Raw genomic sequence first — 14310 nt, 5'->3', positions numbered from 1 at the left:
GTACGGCTTTTCGCGTCAGGTTGTTGCAGCCGGGTCAGTGGAAGCTGCCCGTATTTCGCCCAGGACGACGACCCCGAATATGAGCGGTAACTCCGGTTATCAGAGATCTACTTTTTGTGCCTGACGCTGAATCACGTCAGGGCGTTAGAGGCTGAACATGGCAGAAGCATCGAATTTCCTGGGCAACATCAAGGTTTCCCGAAAGTTGGGGGCCGGGTTTGGCGTTCTTTTGCTGGCGGTGGGGGCGGTGGCCTTCATTGGCTATAGCAGTAGCAATGTGCTGGTTGATCGCCTGGGTACCACGCGTTTGATCGGTACGCTCAACGATGCGACGCAGGACATGCGGCTGTCGGAGAAGCAGTACGAAGCGGCGGCGGATGTCGCTTATGCCGAGGCTTATCAGTCGCAGCTGACGGTGTTGCAAGGGCTGATCGCCAAGGCGTTGCAGACCCTGACGCGGGCGGAAAACCAGCAAGCCTTGAAGCGTTTGCAGGACACCACGCTGGCTTACGATCAGCAGGTCAAGCGTTTGGTCGAGGCGGACAAGGCAACCAGCGCTGCGCTGAAACCGTTGGGGGCGATGTCGGACAAGTACGCCGAGACCTTCAACAGGATGTTCGAGAGCACCACCGCCAGTGCGCTGGCATCTGCCGACAGCGCGCGGGTGGCGGACTTGCGCACCGTGGCGGATCTGCGCAATGGCATGGCGATGTTTCGTCTGATGTTGCGGCGTTATATCGCCGTGCCGAGCGAGGCCAACAAGAAGGTGCTGCTGGACACCACCGATGCGTTTCTGGCCGACATGAGCAAGGCGCGCAGCGGGTTGCCGGCGGCCCTGTCGAGTCAGCTTGAAGAGGCGCAGGCCGGGATGCGCCGCTATCGCGAGGTGCTGGTGCAGGTCGCCGCGCTGTTCGAGCAGAAGCAGAGCCTGCGCCAGCAGGTGGATCAACAAAGCCAGGCGATGGACAGCATCATGACCGGCCTGATGGACACCCAGCAGCGTCTGGCGCGCGACGATCAACAGCGTGCGTTTATCCAGATTGCAGTGCTGACGGTGCTGGCGCTGGTGGTCGGTCTGTTGGCTGCGGTGCTGATCTCGCGGCAGATCACCGGGCCGCTGGCGCTGACGGTGGAGCTGGCGCGACGGATTGCCAAGGGCGATCTGACGGTGCAAACCAAATCCAGCCGCAAGGATGAATTGGGCGATCTGCAAAACGCGATGCAGGACATGGCACAAAGTCTGAACACGCTGGTGCAGGGGATCGGTAACGGCGTGACACATATTTCGACATCGGCGGAGAAGCTCTCGGCGATGAGCGAGCAGACCAGCGCCGGTGTGCGTCAGCAGAAAGTCGAGGTGGATCAGGTCGCCACGGCGATGCACGAAATGGCCTCGACCGTGCAGGAGGTGGCGCGCAACACCACCGACGCATCCGCCGCCGCGACCCTGGCCGATCAGCAGGCACGACACGGCAGTGCGGTGGTCAAGCAGGCGACCGTGCAAATCAGCGAACTGTCGGTGGCGATCGAGGAGTTGGGCGCGGCGATGAACGTGCTGTCCCAGGACAGCGAGCAGATCGGCAAGGTCATCGATGTGATCAAGGCTGTCGCCGAGCAGACCAACTTGCTGGCGCTGAACGCGGCGATTGAAGCGGCGCGGGCGGGGGAGCAGGGCCGTGGTTTTGCCGTGGTTGCCGATGAAGTGCGCTCGCTGGCGCAGCGCACCCAGGATTCGACCAAGGAAATCGAAGCGCTGATTGTCACTCTGCAGCAGGGCACGCAAGCGGCATCTACGCTGATGACATCCAGCCGCGAGCGCACGCTGGACACCGTGGTGCTGGCGCAGAAGGCCGAACAGGCGATTACCGAGATCAACCATTCGATCGGCACGATCCAGCAAATGAGCCTGCAGATTTCCGCCGCCGCCGAGCAGCAAAGTGCGGTGGCCGATGAGATCAATCGCAGCATCGTCAGTGTGCGCGATGTGGCCGATCAGTCGGCCGTCGCCAGCGAAGAAAGTGCTGCCGCGACCATTGAGCTGGTATCGCTGGGCCAGGACCTGCAACGCATGACGGCGCATTTCCGCACCTGATGGCATTTCGCAATGAACTTGGCCGGAATTGACCGGTCAGCCTGTATAAGCGGGGGCCGCCAAGCGGCGCCACCCGGTCCGTACAGTGATTTTTTCTGGGCCATGGATGGTTGCAACCCGCTCTCAGGGGGCGTCATGACCAATACACCAATTTTCCCCCAGCCCAGCGGGGGGTGCCAAGGATGCCGGCAAAAAGGCGAGGCCGATATGGCGTTCTCCTTCGCGTTCCAGCCGATTGTCGATGTGCGTGATCAATCGACCTTCGCCCACGAGGCGCTGGTCCGGGGCGTGCAGGGCGAAGGTGCACTGTCGGTTCTGCAGCAGGTCGATGACCAGAACCGCTATCGCTTCGATCAACTGTGCCGCGTGCGGGCAATCTCCACGGCCGCGCAGTTGGGGCTCACCGGTTTTCTCTCGATCAACTTCCTGCCGAACGCCGTTTATCGCCCGGACCTGTGCATTCGCAGCACGCTGGAGGCGGCCCGCGCGCATGCGTTCCCGCTCGAGCGACTGATCTTCGAAGCGGTCGAGGGTGAGCACGTCGAAAGCAACAAGCACTTGATGAACATCTTGCGCGAGTACCGCGAGTTTGGTTTCAAGACCGCCATCGATGATTTCGGCGCCGGCTACTCCGGGCTGAATCTGCTGGCGGACTTTCAGCCGGATCTGATCAAACTGGACATGGCGCTGATCCGCGATATCCACCGTGATCGTGTGCGTCAGGCGATCGTGCGGGGCGTGGTGGGCATGTGTACTGAACTGGGGATTGAGGTGATTGCCGAGGGCATCGAGCACCCGGAGGAGCGGGATTTTCTGGCCGATTGCGGGATTTATCTGATGCAGGGTTTCTGGTTCGCCAAACCGGCGTTTGAGGCGATGGCGCAGATTCCGGTGGAGGCGTGGCGGGCGGTTTGATGCGAACCTGAACCCGTGCTGTCGATCGGCAAAATTTCATCTTCCCGAGTGCGGCTTAGGCCTAGGATGCTTGCACAAGATCATCCCAAGGGGAGCTGTACCATGCGCACCAATGTCGTCAAAGTGCTGTTGATCGCCGCAGCTGTCTCGGTATTGAGTGCCTGTTCGGGCGCCGGAGGTTTGACCACCACCAGTTGTTTCTCCTCGGATTGCCAATCGCCGGAGGGGCGCACCAATGCAACGACCCTCAAATTCGGTGGTAACAGTATTGGTAGCAGCTTGAATCAGTACAGCTCAGGGATGTTGCATGACGATTGATCAAAATCGAGGCTGAGACTGTGGCGAGGGAGCTTGCTCCCGCTGGGTCGCGAGGCGGCCCCTCAAAAGAAGGCCTGCTGCGCAGTCCAGCGGGAGCAAGCTCCCTCGCCACAAATGTTTGTGCCTGGAAGATTACTGCGGCAGGGCCAGCCACTCACCAATGACCTTCTGATAACTGCCAGTGACTTTGCTCAGATGCAGCCACTGATCAACGTACAGTTTCCAGCTGATGTCATCGCGCGGCAGCAGATAGGCTTTCTCCCCATACTGCATGTACTGGTGCGGATTCACCGCGCACAACCCCGGTTTGAGTTTCTGCTGATACAGCGCTTCCGAGGCGTCGGTGATCATTACGTCGGCCTTGTTGTCGAGCAGTTGCTGGAAGATCGTCACGTTGTCGTGCAGCGCCAGTTGCGCCTTGGGCAGGAAGGCATGGACGAAGGCTTCGTTGGTGCCGCCCGCCGGTTCGACCAGGCGCACGTTGGGCTGGTTGATCTGCTCGACGGTCTGGTACTTGGCCTGCTCGGCGCAGCGCACCAGCGGGATCTTGCCGTCGCTGTCGAGGGTGTCGCTGAAGTAGGCTTTTTTCTGCCGGTCCAGCGTCACCGAAATCCCGCCCATGCCGATGTCGCACTTGCCGGCCTGCATGTCCGGCATCAGGGTTTTCCAGGTGGTTTGCACCCACTCGACCTTGACTCCTAGGCTGTCGGCCAGCGAGCGCGCCATGGCGATGTCGATGCCCTCGAAGTCGCCGTCGGTGCGCTTGAAGGTGTAGGGCTTGTAGTCGCCGGTGGTGCAGACGCGCAGTTGGCCTTGTTGCTGGATGCTGTCGAGGTGCGAAGGGCTTTCCTGCGCCTGAACGCCAGCGGCCAGGGTCAGCGCGCCGCAAAGGATCATCGTGCTTTTTAGAATGGTCATGGACATCGGGCTTTTGCAGAGGACGGTGAGCCAGTGTAGTGAAAGGCCTTCTCGGGTGTCATCCCGCGTCCGGACTCAACGTGCCGAGCCACGCCACCAACGCCACGATCAGCAGGGCCATGCCCAGTTCCAGCAGCACGCTGCGCCTGAGTGCATGCGCCGCGATGACGTGCTGTCCATCGCGTAGCGATCGCTCCAGCGCAGGCCCAAGGTGAAAGCGGTTCAGCGCCGCCAGAACCAGCATCACGGCAAACAGCAAAACCTTGATCGCCAGCAACATCCCATAGGTGCCGAGCAGCACCTCATCCAGCCTCGGGCCGACGATGAACAGGTAATTCACCACGCCGCTCACTGACAGCGTCAGCACAATCGCCGCGCCGATCCATTCGAAGCGTTTCACCGCCGCAGCCAGCAGGCGAATCCGTGCTTCATCCACACCACCCCGCGCCAGCAGCACCAGCGCCAGCATACCGCCCAACCATGCCCCCGCCGCCAGCAGATGCAGGATGTCGCTGAGGAAATGCCAGACCCGCAGCGAGCCCTCGTCCATTGCTCCGTGCCCACTCCACGCAAGGGAGGTGAGGGTGACCGCGCCGGCCATCGACGCGAGCCACTTCCCCGGCTGAGCCAGCACCACGATCAGTGCAATCATGCGCAGCGCCCACGCCAACCCGACGTCCGTTTCCAGCAGCATCATCTGCAGGTGCGGCCAGAGTGCGGCGAGTTCGGTTTCGCCACTCATGGCGCTCGTCATCAGCAGCAATCCAGCCACTGACAGCAGGGCACCGAGCAACGCCAATCCACGCAACAGCGGCCTGAACCGCAGCGGCGCGTTCACGCTGCACAGCGCAAACAACGCCGCCCCGAACAACAGCAGCAAATCCACATACAACGCCAGGCGCAGAATGATGTTGATCAGTTCAGCCATCGCTCACTGCACTTTGAACGTGACGTTGCCGGTGATCGGGTGCGTGTCGGACGACACCGCACGCCACTCGACCTTATAGGTGCCGGCGGGCAACGGCGTGAGCGGGGTGACAAGCATGGATTTCGGGTCGCTGCCGGCGCTGACTCTGGCCTTCATCGGCATCGGCGAATGGGCCATGCCGGGCATCTCGGTCATCACCAGTTTGGCGCCGGAGAACTGAGTCAGCAGGCTCTCGGAAAAGTGCAGTTCGATCTTGTCGGGAGCCGCGCCGTCGGCACCTTCGGCCGGGGTTGATGACAGCAGTTTCGGGTGAGCCTGAGCGAGGCTGCTCAGAAGCAATCCGCTGGCGAGTACAAGGGTGATATTCAACGTGCGCATGCAAGACCTCTGGGGTTGTTTTTCAATGGGATTCAGAACCACAGCCGCACACCGAGCACGAGCCGTGCTTCGCTGCGATTTTCGCCTTCTTCGCGGAGGTAATCGGCGGTGTTGCCGTAGGTGCGGTGCCACGTCACGCCGAGGTACGGCGCGAATTCGCGGCGGATTTCGTAGCGCAGGCGCAGGCCGGCCTCAGTGTTCGACAGGCCGGAGCCGAGGCCCCGTTGCGGGTCGTTTTTGCCGTAGACGTTGAGCTCGGCGGTGGGCTGCAGGATCAGCCGGTTGGTCAGCAGAATGTCGTAATCGCCCTCCAGCCGCAGTGCGCTTTGTCCGCCTTCGCCGAGAAACGCCGTGGCCTCGGCTTCGAAGTTGTACAGCGCCATGCCCTGCACGCCGAACGCGGCCCAGGTTTGCGGCGCGCCGGGTTTGAAGTCCTGACGCACGCCGCTGACCACGTCCCACCACGGCGAAATCGCGTGGCCCCACAATGCCTGGAGCTCGGCGTCCTCGGTTTTGCCGTTGCTGCGTTCGCCTTCGGAGCGCAGCCACAGGCGATCGATGTCGCCGCCGACCCAGCCGGACAGATCCCAGGCCAAAGCGCTGCCGTCATCGGCGTTTTGCCATTCGAGTTTGTCGGCGAGGAAGTAGCTGTTGATCACGCTGTCGTGCACCTGATGGCCGGCGGGGCTGACGAACACGGCGGCGCGGTCGGCGTCGGTCAGCACCGGGATCGGCGTGCGACTTTCAGTCGGCGCGGCGGGCTGCATCATGCCGTCGTCCATGCTCTGCATCGAGTGATCCATGCCGGGCATCTGACTGTGATCCATGCCTTGCATGTCGTCGGCGGCCATGACGGAGCTGCCGATGATTAACAAGGAGAACGCTGCGATTCGAGTCATGATCGGCCCCTTCATTCTTCCACCCGCACTTCGCGGAACATGCCGGTTTCCATGTGATAAAGCAGATGGCAGTGATAGGCCCAGCGGCCCAATGCATCGGCCGTCACCCGATAGCTGCGACGGGTACCGGGGGGCATGTCGATGGTGTGTTTGCGCACCTGAAAGTTGCCGTTCTCGTCTTCCAGATCGCTCCACATGCCGTGCAGGTGGATGGGGTGGGTCATCATGGTGTCGTTGACCAGCACCAGACGGATGCGCTCGCCGTACTTGAGGCGCAGCGGCTCGGCGTCGGAGAACTTGATGCCGTTGAACGACCAGGCGAACTTCTCCATGTGCCCGGTCAGGTGCAGCTCGATCGTGCGCCCGGGATCGCGGCCGTCCGGGTCTTCGAAGGTGCTGCGCAGGTCGGCGTAGGTCAGCACGCGACGGCCGTTGTTGCGCAGGCCGAGGCCAGGGTCGTCGAGTTTCGGCGCGGTGCTCATGGCTTGCATGTCCACCAGCGGATTGTCCTGTTCGCTGGCGGGGTGCGATTGCATCGGGCCCATCGCCGAGTGATCCATGCCCGCCATGGCGCTCATGTCCATCGAGCCGTGATCCATCCCGGCCATGCCCATGTCATCCATGGTCACCAGCGGGCGCGGGTCCAGCGCAGGCACCGGTGCTGCCAGACCGGCGCGGGTGGCGAGGGTGGCGCGGGCATAACCGCTGCGATCCATGGCCTGGGCGAACAGGGTGCAGGCCTCGCCATCAGGTTCGACGATCACGTCGTAGGTTTCCGCCACGGCGATGCGCAGCTCGTCGACGCTGACCGGTTTGACGTGCAAACCGTCCGCCGCGACCACGGTCATTTTCAGCCCCGGAATGCGCACGTCGAAGTAAGTCATGGCCGAGCCGTTGATCAGCCGCAGACGCAGTTTTTCGCCGGGGCGAAACAGCCCGGTCCAGTTGCTGTCGGGCGTATGGCCGTTGATCAGGAAGGTGTAGGTGGCGCCACTGACGTCGGCGATGTCGGTGGGGTTCATCTTCATTTGCGCCCACATCGTGCGGTCGGCGACGGTGGCGCCCCAGCCTTTGTCGCTGACGTCGTCGATGAAATCGCCAACGGTGCGCTTGTGGTCGTTGTAGTAGTCGGACTGCTTTTTCAGGGTCTTCATCAGGCTGGCCGGGTCTTCGTCGGTCCAGTCGCTGAGCATCACCACGTAGTCGCGGTGGTACTGGAACGGCTCCGGTTCTCTGGCGTCGATCACCAGCGGCCCGTAAACCCCGGCCTGCTCCTGCAAGCCGGAATGGCTGTGATACCAGTAAGTGCCGTGCTGCCGCACCTTGAACTGGTAGACGTATACGCCACCCGGTTCGATGCCGTGAAAACTCAGACCCGGCACGCCGTCCATGTTGGCCGGCAGCAAGATGCCGTGCCAATGAATCGAAGTGCTGTCCTTGAGCCGGTTGCGCACCCGCAACGTCACCGTATCACCCTCGCGCCAGCGCAAGAGCGGGCCGGGCAGGCTGCCATTGATGGTCAGCGCAGTGCGCGGGCTGCCGGTGAAGTTGACCGGGGTTTCGCCGATGAACAGCTCGAATTCGCTGCCGCTCAGTTCGTTGATCTGCCCAGGCGGGGTCAGCGCCCAGACCGGCGCGCGCCACAGACCGAGGCCGCCGAGCAGGCCGCTGGCGGCCAGGCCTTTGACGAAGGTGCGTCTTGAGGTGTTGGAAGGCATGCGCTGGAAGTCCCCGTTTGATTCATGACGGGGAGGCTACCCAGCGCTGGCTTTCAGTTGGCTGAGAGGGGGATTACAGTTTTGACAGTTTGGCCACTCGCGTTACAGGCCGAGCCCTTCCTGCACCACCTGCAACAGGTTGTTCTCGGTCAGCGCAATCGCATCCAGTTCCTGACCGGTTTCCACCGTTTGCAACCACCAATGGCTTTCATGATGTTCATCGACGGTGCGCAGCAGATAGGTGTTGCGATCCGGCAGGGTGATCTGCACGCGGCCGGCGCCGTCTTCGGTAAACCGGGCGATGGGATCAAAGGTCAGGGTTTGCTGGTTGGCTTCAATCACCAGTTGGTCGATCGCGTAATCGTGGCTTTCGCCATCGGGTGAGCTTTCGCAAACGTGGGTCGGGTTGCGACGGATTTTCAGGCCCACTTCAGTGACTGGCTGCAGCCAGGCCTCGATGCGGTGGTACAGATCGTAGACCTGCGCCGGCCAGCAATCGATCTCCAGCGCGGCATCCGCATGGGTGTGCCGGGTTTGCTTGAGTTTGGCGGCCAGTTCGTCTGCTTTACTCATTTCGGATCCCTTGGTTTGATGTCTGCCTGTTAATCGTAGACCGTTCAACGGCGTACGGCCTTGCCTTGCGTCATGCGCTTGCAACACAAGCATGGCGAAATCAGCGCTGGCCAAGTCTGGTCAGCATCAAAAACCACGGACGCAGGCGTCCCAAGGAGCGGGTACATGAAAAAGCTGTTTACAATTCTGGCGCTGATCGCGCTGACGGCCGGTAGCATCGGCCTGAGTTCGGCGCGTCAGTCGAACGCCAGCAAGGTGCAAACGGAAGCGGTAGCGGGGCAGTTCGATTACTACCTGCTGACGCTGTCCTGGTCGCCGACCTTTTGCCTGACACACAAGGACGACGTGCAGTGTTCCGGCAAGGGCTACGGTTTCGTGCTGCATGGTCTGTGGCCGCAATACGCCAATGGCGGCTGGCCGGAGTCCTGCCCACCGCTGACCACGCTGTCGGCGGCGGAAACCACCAAGGGCCTGACACTGTTCCCGACGAAGAAACTGCTCGATCACGAATGGTCCAAGCACGGCACCTGCAGCGGTCTCGGCGCGATGGGTTATCTGGATGAAGCGGACAAAGCAGTTGGCGCGGTGAAAATTCCGCAGGAGCTGCAACCGTTCAGCTCCTCGTATTACTTCGAAGCCCAGGAAATCGCCGACCTGTTCCGCAAGGCCAACCCGGGGATCCCGGCCAATGGCATCGCGGTGATCTGCAGCGGCCCGGAGCTTTCGGAAGTGCGGGTGTGCATGGGCAAGGATCTGCAGTTCGGCGCGTGTGGCAAGGGCGTGAAGACGCAGTGCCGGGCGGGAGATATTCGGGTGCCGCCGTCGCGTTGATGTGAGTGGTTGCACGAATGAAAAAGGCGCCTCGATCGGGCGCCTTTTTTTGCCTGGAGGTTTGAAGCAACCGGAAAATTCACGCATGCTTGCGCCCCCAAAAAGGATGACCCGCAACACTGCAAGGAGCTGTTCATGAGCGGAAAACCCGCCGCCCGCGTCACCGACCCAACCGCCTGCCCACTCCCGGGACATGGCACCAATCCAATTGCCAGTGGCTCGCCGAATGTGAATTTCGACGGATTGGTGAAAAGTGGCTTATCTCCTTTGGCCCTTCATTAAACGTCAATGTAGACACAAATCATGCAAATGCTTTGGGGTTGTTTACTGCCCGTATCGCGGGGAGCAAATCGGCAGCCGATATGCTTTTTGACTCAATCATGAAGGATTTTCCATGATGTACAGGGTGCTCATTTGTTGCTTGCTCGCTATTTGCTCAGGTTGTGCGAAAGACCATACAAAGCCTCCCGCAAACCTGAACTTCGAATCTGTGGAAAGAGAAAAGTCGCTGCTATACATCATCCGGTATCAGTCGGACGTTGATGTGTTGGATCTTTTTGATCGCGGGGAGCGAGTTGGGATGATTTCGGGCATGCTTCATTGCGCATTGGCGGATGATCATGATTTCTCAGTAGGCAAAGCCATACAGTTCTCCGCATCCGGTTTGATACGATCGGAAAAAAATGAAAACAACAAGGGAAAGTTTTCCTACCTTACTCGCGCATTCCTCAGTGAAACTTCCAGCAACCGAAGTTCTGAGAGAAATCTTTCAGTAACAGAACTGAATCAACTCCTCGCGAACAAACAACAAATCCCCTGCAAAGTCGTCGTCACCGCGTACGGCTACAAACCCTACTACTCAAACACCATGAACCTGCCGGTCGCGGATCTGCTGCGCGAAATCAACAAACCCCGATAGTCGTCATCGGTGCCCTGCGCAGATACGCGAGGGCGATCGCCCGCAAAACCACCACTGAAAATAAATCGACGTGCGGAGGTCATCCAAATCCCTTGCGCGCCGATACAGCGGGGCAGGCGTGTGTTGGCGGGGCGGGTTTGCTGTGCGCACCCCGCTGGGCTACGCTCATGAAAAGTAAGGGTTTCGGGCTGCGGCCCCTGTCGTACCTGCCCAGGACACGTTTTTGCCAATCCCCATTCACGACCCCCATCAGACTCCCGGCACGCTTAAACGCCTGCCACTGCGCAAGGCGGCAGCGCTGTTCATCGTTGCGGTGTGCCTGTGCCTGTCCGGCTTGCTCTATCTGCAACTCGAGCAGACACGGCGTCAGGACCTGGCGAACGCGCAGATCGCGTCGACCAACCTGACCCGAGCCATGGCGCAGCAGGCCGAGGACACGTTTCTGGCCGCTGACCTGGTGCTCACAAGTCTCGCTGATTGGGTCGAGGACGATGGTTATGGCGCCGCGCAGCGACCACGTCTGCAAAAAACCTTCGCGCGTCGGGTGCAACAACTGGAGCAGTTACACGGCATGTTCCTGTTCGATCGCGAGGGCCAGTGGGTGATCACCTCGTTCCCGGACCTGCCCCGTGGCAATGGTGTGGCCGACCGCGAGTACTTCAGGTTTCACCAGCAGAACGCTTCTACCGTGGCGCACATCGGCCCGGCGATTCGCAGCCGCGAGAATGGCCAGTGGATCATCCCGATCTCGAAACGCATCAACGACCGCGCCGGCAACTTCCAGGGCGTGCTGATGGCCGGGATCAAGATGGCGTACTTCGACCGGTTCTTCAAAAGTTTCAGCCTCGATGACAACGGCATCATGTTTCTCGGACTCAAGGACGGCACGTTGCTGGCGCGGCGACCGTTCGACGAAGGCCTGATCGGCTCGTCGCTGGCGCAAGGCAGGATCTACCAGAAGCTGCTGCCCGAAGCCCCGGCCGGCACCGCGATGATCAAGTCGGTGGTCGACGGCGTGGTGCGCTTGTACGGCTACCGCCAGTTGGCGGCTTATCCGCTGGTGGTAGCGTCCGCCTCTTCGCGCGACACGATTCTCAAGGGTTGGTATGAGCGGGCCTTTCAGTCCAGCGTGATTGTGGCGCTGGTGATTCTTGGCGTCGGCCTGTTCGGCTGGGTGTTCATTCATCAGGTGCGTGACGGCGAGCGAATCGAGAAAAACCTGCGCAAGGCACAGCGCACACTGGAGCAGATCGCGACCCACGACAGCCTGACGGGGCTGGCGAATCGGCGCCTGTTCGAGCAATCGCTGGAGATCGAATTTGCCCGCGGTGCACGGCAGTCGAGTCCAGTCGGCTTGATCATGCTCGATATCGATTTCTTCAAGCGCTACAACGATGCCTACGGGCACGTGGCAGGGGATCACTGCCTGACTCAGGTGGCCCAGGTGTTGAAGAATTGCTCTCAACGCAAGTCTGACCTGGCGGTGCGTTACGGTGGCGAAGAGTTCGCGGTGTTGCTACCGGATACCGACATCAACGGCGTGCTGGCGATTGCCGGGCAGATTCGCCGCAGCGTGATGGATAAACGCATTACTCACAGCGGTTCGCCCACCGGTTACCTGACGGTCAGTCTGGGCTGCTACTCATTTATTCCGAGCGGCAATGACAGCCTTGAAGTGTTTATCCAGCGTGCTGACGCGGCGCTGTATCAGGCAAAAAATGCCGGACGCAATCGCGCGGCGGTGTTGTCGCTGGAGGAGGGTGTTGCCGAGTTGATGCGGTCGGATCGCTAAAGCCTCCGCGCTTGATCTGTGGCGAGGAATCGGATTCCAGCGCCACAGATTCATGCCTTCATGCCGGATCACCAGCGGTCACGCTTATTCGTTCAGCTGCCTGTGCCACCACCGGCACCGCCAGTTCCGCCGCCGGCCGAACCAGTGCCGCCCCCCGCTCCCGATCCAGAACCCATGGTGCCACTGTTGGTGCCGGTACCCTTGCCGGCGCCATCGGTACTGTCACCGTTTTTCGGAGCGCCGGGGGTGCTGTTGGGGGGCATGTTGGTGCCGCTTGTAGCACCGGATTTGGTGCCGGAGGCATCCGCCCCGTCATTGGCGGCAAAGGCGCCGACCGAGGCGGTGGCCAGCAGCCCGGCGAGCAACAGGGAAGTCAGTTTGCGCGTTGTCATGGTACGTCTCCCAAAAAGGTTCGGTTACCTGACTTTGGTCTGACGGCCGCAGCTGTTGGTGCCGATTGGCTGACGAGCGGTTGTCGAGCCTCAGCCTCGATCCTCAGCCAGTTTCTGCTCCAGCGCCTGCCGTACCTGCGGCCATTCGTCATCGATGATGCTGAAACGCACCGAGTTACGCTTGCGGCCGTCGGGCATGATCCGCTCGTGGCGCACGATGCCTTCCTGTTGCGCACCGAGGCGCAGAATCGCGTTGCGCGACTTCTGGTTGTTCTCGTCGGTGGTGAACTGCACTCGCACGCAGTCGAGCACCTCGAAGGCGTGACGCAACATCAGGTATTTGGCTTCGGTGTTGACGAAGGATTTCTGCCAGCGTGCCGAGATCCAGCTGCTGCCGATTTCCAGCTTGCGATTGAGCGGGTCGATCTTCCAGAACCGGGTCGAGCCGATCACTTCGCCGCTATCCTTCAACACGATCACAAACGGCATGACCGTACCGGCATCACGGCCGTCGAGGGCTTTTTTCAGATAGCTGTCGATGGTGCTCGCCGACGGCACCACGGTGACGGTGAGGTTCCACAGTTCGCCGTCGGCGGCAGCGCGGAGCAGGGCGTCGGCGTCGCTGTACTGAAGTGGACGCAGGATGACGCGCGGGCCTTGCAGGGTGGTGAGCATGGAATCAAGTCTCGGCAGTTCGGGGCAGTGGCGAGCGCTTATTACGTCGCAGCCGGTTGATCCGATGCAACCACCGCCTTTAGCAAAGGGTCACAAATTTCACACCTTGTTCGCCGGAGCCTGAACGATGAAAAACCTGCGGATCGCCACGTTCAACGTCAATGGCCTGCGCGCACGCTTGCCGAACCTGCTGGCGTGGCTCAAGCGCGAGCAACCGGACATCGCTTGCCTGCAAGAGCTCAAATCAGTCGACAGTGCATTCCCGGCCGCCGAACTGGAATCCGCCGGCTATGGCGCGATCTGGCACGGGCAGGCGTCATGGAACGGCGTGGCGATTCTCGCCCGCGATGCGCAACCACTGGAGAGCCGTCGCGGTCTGCCGGGCGATCCAGAGGACAAGCACAGCCGTTATCTGGAGGCGGCGGTGCATGGTGTGCTGGTCGGCTGCCTGTACCTGCCCAACGGCAACCCGCAGCCGGGGCCGAAGTTCGACTACAAACTGGCCTGGTTCGAGCGCTTGATCCGCTACGCCAAGGATTTGCAAAGCAGCGACCATCCGGTGGTGCTGGCCGGCGATTACAACGTGGTGCCCACCGATATGGACATCTACAACACCCGTTCCTGGCTCAAGGATGCGCTGCTGCAACCCGAAAGCCGCGAGTGTTATCAGCGGCTGCTGGATCAAGGCTGGACCGATTCGCTACGCCATCTGTATCCCGATGATCGCCTCTACACCTTCTGGGATTACTTCCGCCAGCATTGGCAAACCAACTCCGGCCTGCGCATTGATCATCTGCTGCTCAATCCGGCACTCAGTCCGTATCTGCACGAGGCCGGGGTAGACGCGTGGGTGCGTAACGAACCGCACGCCAGCGACCATGCGCCGACCTGGATTCGCATCGGTTCGCGCAAGCGTCGGTAGTGGTGATTGGCGAAATCAATTGTCGGAGTCCGGGGGCGAT

At 61.1% G+C, this 14310-nt stretch carries 15 protein-coding genes and 2 pseudogenes; 9 read left to right on the top strand and 8 right to left on the bottom strand.

What is annotated here, in order from left to right:
- Window positions 1-157: 157 nt before the first annotated feature.
- The 4 genes and pseudogenes from VLA07_RS27255 to VLA07_RS16125 form a co-directional block, all read left to right on the top strand.
- Window positions 158-1234 (top strand): annotated as a pseudogene (locus VLA07_RS27255) (methyl-accepting chemotaxis protein); the annotation flags it as partial.
- Window positions 1220-2092, top strand: a complete 873-nt coding sequence (locus VLA07_RS27250) for a methyl-accepting chemotaxis protein (RefSeq protein ID WP_442969546.1) — start codon at window positions 1220-1222, stop codon at window positions 2090-2092. The pseudogene VLA07_RS27255 and the gene VLA07_RS27250, both read left to right, overlap by 15 nt.
- Window positions 2093-2227: 135 nt before the next feature.
- Window positions 2228-3007: a S6 modification regulatory phosphodiesterase RimA gene (gene rimA, locus VLA07_RS16130; RefSeq protein ID WP_115989347.1), complete on the top strand. Its 780-nt coding sequence runs from the start codon at window positions 2228-2230 to the stop codon at window positions 3005-3007.
- A 102-nt stretch (window positions 3008-3109) separates the two neighbouring features.
- Window positions 3110-3325 (top strand): hypothetical protein, encoded by a 216-nt coding sequence (locus VLA07_RS16125; RefSeq protein ID WP_150369173.1) that lies wholly within the window; start codon window positions 3110-3112, stop codon window positions 3323-3325.
- A 132-nt stretch (window positions 3326-3457) separates the two neighbouring features.
- Here VLA07_RS16125 and VLA07_RS16120 read toward each other — a convergent pair whose 3' ends face one another.
- The 6 genes from VLA07_RS16120 to VLA07_RS16095 form a co-directional block, all read right to left on the bottom strand.
- Window positions 3458-4243: a transporter substrate-binding domain-containing protein gene (locus VLA07_RS16120; RefSeq protein ID WP_333989661.1), complete on the bottom strand. Its 786-nt coding sequence runs from the start codon at window positions 4241-4243 to the stop codon at window positions 3458-3460.
- A 58-nt stretch (window positions 4244-4301) separates the two neighbouring features.
- On the bottom strand, window positions 4302-5171 hold the full coding sequence (copD, locus tag VLA07_RS16115; protein ID WP_333989660.1) for a copper homeostasis membrane protein CopD: 870 nt from the start codon (window positions 5169-5171) through the stop codon (window positions 4302-4304).
- Between the two features lie 3 nt (window positions 5172-5174).
- Window positions 5175-5549, bottom strand: a complete 375-nt coding sequence (copC, locus tag VLA07_RS16110; protein WP_027611506.1) for a copper homeostasis periplasmic binding protein CopC — start codon at window positions 5547-5549, stop codon at window positions 5175-5177.
- A 32-nt stretch (window positions 5550-5581) separates the two neighbouring features.
- Window positions 5582-6448 carry a copper resistance protein B gene (locus tag VLA07_RS16105; protein ID WP_333989659.1) on the bottom strand — a complete coding sequence of 289 codons (867 nt, stop codon included), beginning with the start codon at window positions 6446-6448 and terminating at the stop codon, window positions 5582-5584.
- 11 nt (window positions 6449-6459) lie between these two features.
- Window positions 6460-8166: a copper resistance system multicopper oxidase gene (locus VLA07_RS16100; protein ID WP_333989658.1), complete on the bottom strand. Its 1707-nt coding sequence runs from the start codon at window positions 8164-8166 to the stop codon at window positions 6460-6462.
- A gap of 102 nt (window positions 8167-8268) precedes the next feature.
- Window positions 8269-8739 carry a hypothetical protein gene (locus VLA07_RS16095; RefSeq protein WP_027611509.1) on the bottom strand — a complete coding sequence of 157 codons (471 nt, stop codon included), beginning with the start codon at window positions 8737-8739 and terminating at the stop codon, window positions 8269-8271.
- A gap of 165 nt (window positions 8740-8904) precedes the next feature.
- On the opposite strand from VLA07_RS16095, the gene VLA07_RS16090 reads away from it, so the two are divergent.
- From VLA07_RS16090 to VLA07_RS16075, 4 genes and pseudogenes are all read left to right on the top strand, one after another.
- Complete coding sequence (locus VLA07_RS16090; protein ID WP_027611510.1) at window positions 8905-9570, top strand: ribonuclease T2; 666 nt, start codon at window positions 8905-8907, stop codon at window positions 9568-9570.
- Between the two features lie 135 nt (window positions 9571-9705).
- Window positions 9706-9816 (top strand): annotated as a pseudogene (locus tag VLA07_RS16085) (PAAR domain-containing protein); the annotation flags it as partial.
- 148 nt (window positions 9817-9964) lie between these two features.
- On the top strand, window positions 9965-10489 hold the full coding sequence (locus tag VLA07_RS16080; RefSeq protein ID WP_097088632.1) for a hypothetical protein: 525 nt from the start codon (window positions 9965-9967) through the stop codon (window positions 10487-10489).
- Between the two features lie 223 nt (window positions 10490-10712).
- Window positions 10713-12281 carry a sensor domain-containing diguanylate cyclase gene (locus VLA07_RS16075; RefSeq protein WP_333989657.1) on the top strand — a complete coding sequence of 523 codons (1569 nt, stop codon included), beginning with the start codon at window positions 10713-10715 and terminating at the stop codon, window positions 12279-12281.
- A gap of 92 nt (window positions 12282-12373) precedes the next feature.
- Here VLA07_RS16075 and VLA07_RS16070 read toward each other — a convergent pair whose 3' ends face one another.
- Window positions 12374-12673: a hypothetical protein gene (locus VLA07_RS16070; RefSeq protein ID WP_096796939.1), complete on the bottom strand. Its 300-nt coding sequence runs from the start codon at window positions 12671-12673 to the stop codon at window positions 12374-12376.
- A gap of 90 nt (window positions 12674-12763) precedes the next feature.
- Window positions 12764-13348, bottom strand: coding sequence for a GNAT family N-acetyltransferase (locus tag VLA07_RS16065; protein ID WP_333989656.1), 585 nt, complete (start codon window positions 13346-13348; stop codon window positions 12764-12766).
- A gap of 127 nt (window positions 13349-13475) precedes the next feature.
- On the opposite strand from VLA07_RS16065, the gene xth reads away from it, so the two are divergent.
- A complete protein-coding gene (gene xth, locus VLA07_RS16060; protein WP_223009435.1) occupies window positions 13476-14270 on the top strand; it encodes an exodeoxyribonuclease III in 795 nt (264 codons plus the stop codon).
- Window positions 14271-14310 lie beyond the last annotated feature (40 nt).

This window comes from Pseudomonas sp. S3(2024) (assembly GCF_036861315.1).
In the GTDB taxonomy this organism is placed as follows: Bacteria; Pseudomonadota; Gammaproteobacteria; order Pseudomonadales; family Pseudomonadaceae; genus Aquipseudomonas; species Aquipseudomonas putida_A.
This window is presented reverse-complemented; position numbering and strand designations above follow the sequence as displayed.